This is a genomic window from Nocardia sp. NPDC058666, assembly GCF_042714895.1.
GTDB lineage: Bacteria > Actinomycetota > Actinomycetes > Mycobacteriales > Mycobacteriaceae > Nocardia.
Window position 1 is genome coordinate 1 of the sequence record NZ_JBHXRY010000033.1, and the last position, 3,386, is coordinate 3,386.

General features: G+C 72.3%; 4 protein-coding genes. All 4 read left to right on the plus strand.

Translation table 11 applies throughout. The annotated features are described in order from the left end of the window. On the plus strand, nt 1-985 hold a 985-nt coding region (locus ACFWVD_RS27965), incomplete at its 5' end, for a cytochrome P450 (protein WP_379247820.1). A 120-nt stretch (nt 986-1,105) separates the two neighbouring features. Continuing rightward, nucleotides 1,106-1,786, plus strand: a complete 681-nt coding sequence (locus ACFWVD_RS27970) for a ScbR family autoregulator-binding transcription factor (RefSeq protein WP_030390789.1) — start codon at nt 1,106-1,108, stop codon at nt 1,784-1,786. A gap of 173 nt (nt 1,787-1,959) precedes the next feature. Next, on the plus strand, nt 1,960-2,805 hold the full coding sequence (locus tag ACFWVD_RS27975; protein WP_379247822.1) for a TetR family transcriptional regulator: 846 nt from the start codon (nt 1,960-1,962) through the stop codon (nt 2,803-2,805). A 239-nt stretch (nt 2,806-3,044) separates the two neighbouring features. After that, nucleotides 3,045-3,386 (plus strand): winged helix-turn-helix domain-containing protein (locus ACFWVD_RS27980; RefSeq protein WP_379247824.1); only part of this gene is annotated, 342 nt, incomplete at its 3' end.

A 3,386-nucleotide genomic window follows, 5' to 3' on the forward strand; every position in this document is an offset into this window, starting at 1 on the left:
CCTCCGGATCGAGGAGGTGGTCGGTGAACTCCTGGAGGACCTGGCCGCCTCGGCGCCCGGTGGCGCGGTGGACCTGCGCACGCGGTTCGCCCACGAGCTGCCGACCCGGATCGTCTTCGAGCTGTTCGGGATACCGGAGCACTCCTGGGGCCCGCTGCACAAAATCATCAACGCGTTCTTCGACACCGGTATCACCGCCGAGGAGGCGCAGCGCAACGCGGCCGATCTGGACGTGGTGATGGCGGACCTGGTCGCCCACCGCCGCCGCCACCCCGGCGACGACATGACCAGCGCACTCATCGCCGCCCGCGACACCGCCACCGACCCCCGTACCGCCACCGACGCCCGTACCGCCACCGGCGCCCGTACCGCTACCGCCGCCGATGCGGGTGCGGGTGCGGAGGGGGCGGGGGCGGGGTTGAGCGAGAAGGAGCTCGTCGACAGCCTGATCCTGCTCTTCACGGCCGGTTACGAGACCTCCGTCAACCTGATCTGCACGGCCCTGCACGAACTGCTGCGCAATCCGGCGCAGTTGGCGCTGGTGCGGGCGGGGTTGGCTTCGTGGGAGGACGTGGTGGAGGAGGCGCTGCGGATCGAGCCGCCGGCCTTCTACGGGCTGCTGCGTTTCGCGGTGGAGGACATCGACATGGGGGAGGGGGTGGTGATCGGGCAGGGTGATCCGATCCTGATCTCCTTCGGTTCGGCGGGGCGTGATCCCGAGGTGCACGGCGCGGACGCCGACCGCTTCGACGTGCTGCGGGCGACGCGGGGGCAGCATCTGTCGTTCGGGTTCGGCACGCATCACTGCCTGGGTGCGACGCTGGCGCGGCTGGAGTGCGCGGTGGCGGTGCGGCGGTTCTTCGAGACGTTCCCGGCGGCGGCTCTGGCGGGGGCGGGGGAGTTGGGGCGGGTGGAGTCGTTCATCTCCAACGGGCTGCGGGAGTTGCCCGTGGTGCTGGGTCCCAGGGCGCCCGTGGCCGATTGACCGCGTCGGGGCGACGCCTGGCCTGCTTGAAAAGAATCGGACCTTCTGGTTGGTTTTAATGGGGCGGTGGATCCGCGCGGTGGATCCGGCCGTATTGGACCATGGACAACGGAGGCACCGGTGGCACGGCAGGAGCGTGCGGTACGTACGCGTCGCGCGATCTTGGAAGCGGCGGCGGCGGTCTTCGACGAGCGCGGTTACGACGCGGCCACCATCGCGGACATCCTCGCGCGGGCGGGCGTCACCAAGGGCGCCCTGTATTTCCATTTCTCCTCCAAGCAGGAGCTGGCGCAGGGCGTCCTGGACGAGCAGTTCGCCGAGGGCGGGGTGCCCCACCGGGAGAGCAAGCTGCAGGAACTGGTGGACGTCGCGATGGTGCTGGCGTACCGGATGAAGCGCGAGCCCATGCTCAGCGCGGGTGCCCGGCTCTCTCTGGGGCCGGGCATGCGCGACATCTTCGGCGGGGGTTCGGTGCCGGGCTGGATCGAGTTCACGCGGACCCTGCTGGTGCGGGCGAAGGAGCAGGGTGAGCTGCTGCCGCACGTGGATCCCGCCGAGACGGCCTGGATCCTGTCCGCCTGCTGGACGGGCGCGCAGATCTACTCGCAGACCCTGAGCGACCGCAGCGACATCGAGCAGCGGGTGGCCGCCGTCTACCAGCACATCTGCCCGAGCATCGCGACGCCCGCGATGCTCGCCAGGCTTGACATCGCCGGCGACCGGGGGGAGCGGGTGAGCGCGGAGATGCGGCGCGGGCCCGGCCGGGGGGCGGCGCAGGAGAGCGAACCGGCCCTGTCCTGAGGCCCGCCCGCCCCCCGCCCGCCCGAGGGCGGCCCCCGGTGGGGCGGGTGGGGCCGGTGGGGCCGGCCGGCTCCAGCGGGACGCGAGCGGGGCTCCGGTGGCGGCGCGGACCGTGACCGGAACGATCTTTACACCCCCTTGGGCAAACCGCGTTGGCGGTTTGTGGAGACTCCATGGTCAAGCAGGAACGTGCGGCCCGTACGCGGGAGGCGCTGGTGCGTGCGGCCGCGGAGGTGTTCGCCGAGGAGGGGTTCACCGCCGCGTCGATCGCGGTGATCAGCCGCCGGGCCCGGGTCAGCGCCGGGGGACTGCACTTCCACTTCGCCGGCAAGACCGTCCTGGCCCGCGCCGTCCAGGACCGGGCCGCGCAGGCCCTGTCGCGCATCACGGCCGGCCCGTCCGTACCACCGACCACCGCCACCACCCCCGCCCCCGCACCGGGTCCCGCCCCGGGCCCCGCCTCCGCCTCGTCCGCCCCCGGACCGAGCCCTGCCTCCGCAGCGGCCACCCCGGCCCCCGTCCCGGGCCCGGACGGGAGCGCGGGCACCGGCGCAGACCCGGGCGGGAACGCAGGCGGGAGTGCGGGCGCCGGTTCGGGCGGGGGTTCGTTGCAGGTGCTGGTGGATTCCACGCACCGGCTGATGGCCCTCCTTGCGCACGACGCGGTGGTGCGGGCCGGGTTCGCGCTGTGCGCGGACCCCTCCTTCGACGGGACGGCGGACCTGCGCCGGCAGTGGCGGCTGTGGGTCGAGGCGGCCGTGGCGGCCGCGGCCCGGGAGGGCCTGCTCGCCGAGGGGCTCCTGCCCGAGGACGCGGCGCGCGGCGTGGTGGCCGCGACGGTGGGCCTGGAGGTCCTGGGCGCCTACGACCGGCAGTGGCTCGCACCGCACACCCTGACCCGGTTCTGGACGCTGATGCTGCCGCGGCTCGCCTCGCCCCCGGCCCTGGACGCCCTGCTGCCGCAGGGATCGCCCGGCAGTGCCGCCCCACCCCCCGACCCGGACACCGAATCAGACTGAACGGTCTCTTTCAGGTGGGGTCCGCCACCCTCCTGTGACCCTCGTCGAGGGGTGATCGAGGCGTCCTGAAGCCGCCCCACCGCACCCGAACCCACTCGAAATCCCAGGCCAGCAAAGCTTTCTGACGTTCCGTCGGACATGATCGACCATCAAAACAGCACGACCGGTTTGATATTGACAAACCGCCGGTCCTGTTTTCTACTGGCTGTGCGACTCATCCAAGGACAGGGGAGTACGGCGTGGACATCGATGTACTGGGCGCGTTGGCGGTGCGGGAGAACGGAATCTCCATCACGCCGACCGCCCCCAAGCCCCGGCAGGTCCTGGCCCTCCTGGCCCTCCATGCCGATCAGGTGGTACCCGTATCGGCACTGATAGAGGAACTGTGGGCGGGCGAACCGCCGCGCAGTGCCCGCACCACACTGCAGACCTACGTCCTGCAGTTACGCGCCCTCATCGCCGGCGCCCTCGAACGCGGCACCGCCACCGCCACCGGCCCCGACGCCGGGGCCGACGACGACACCCCCACCGGTACGGGTGCGGGTGCGGGTGCGGGGCGGGTGGTGCGGACCGCCAAGGAC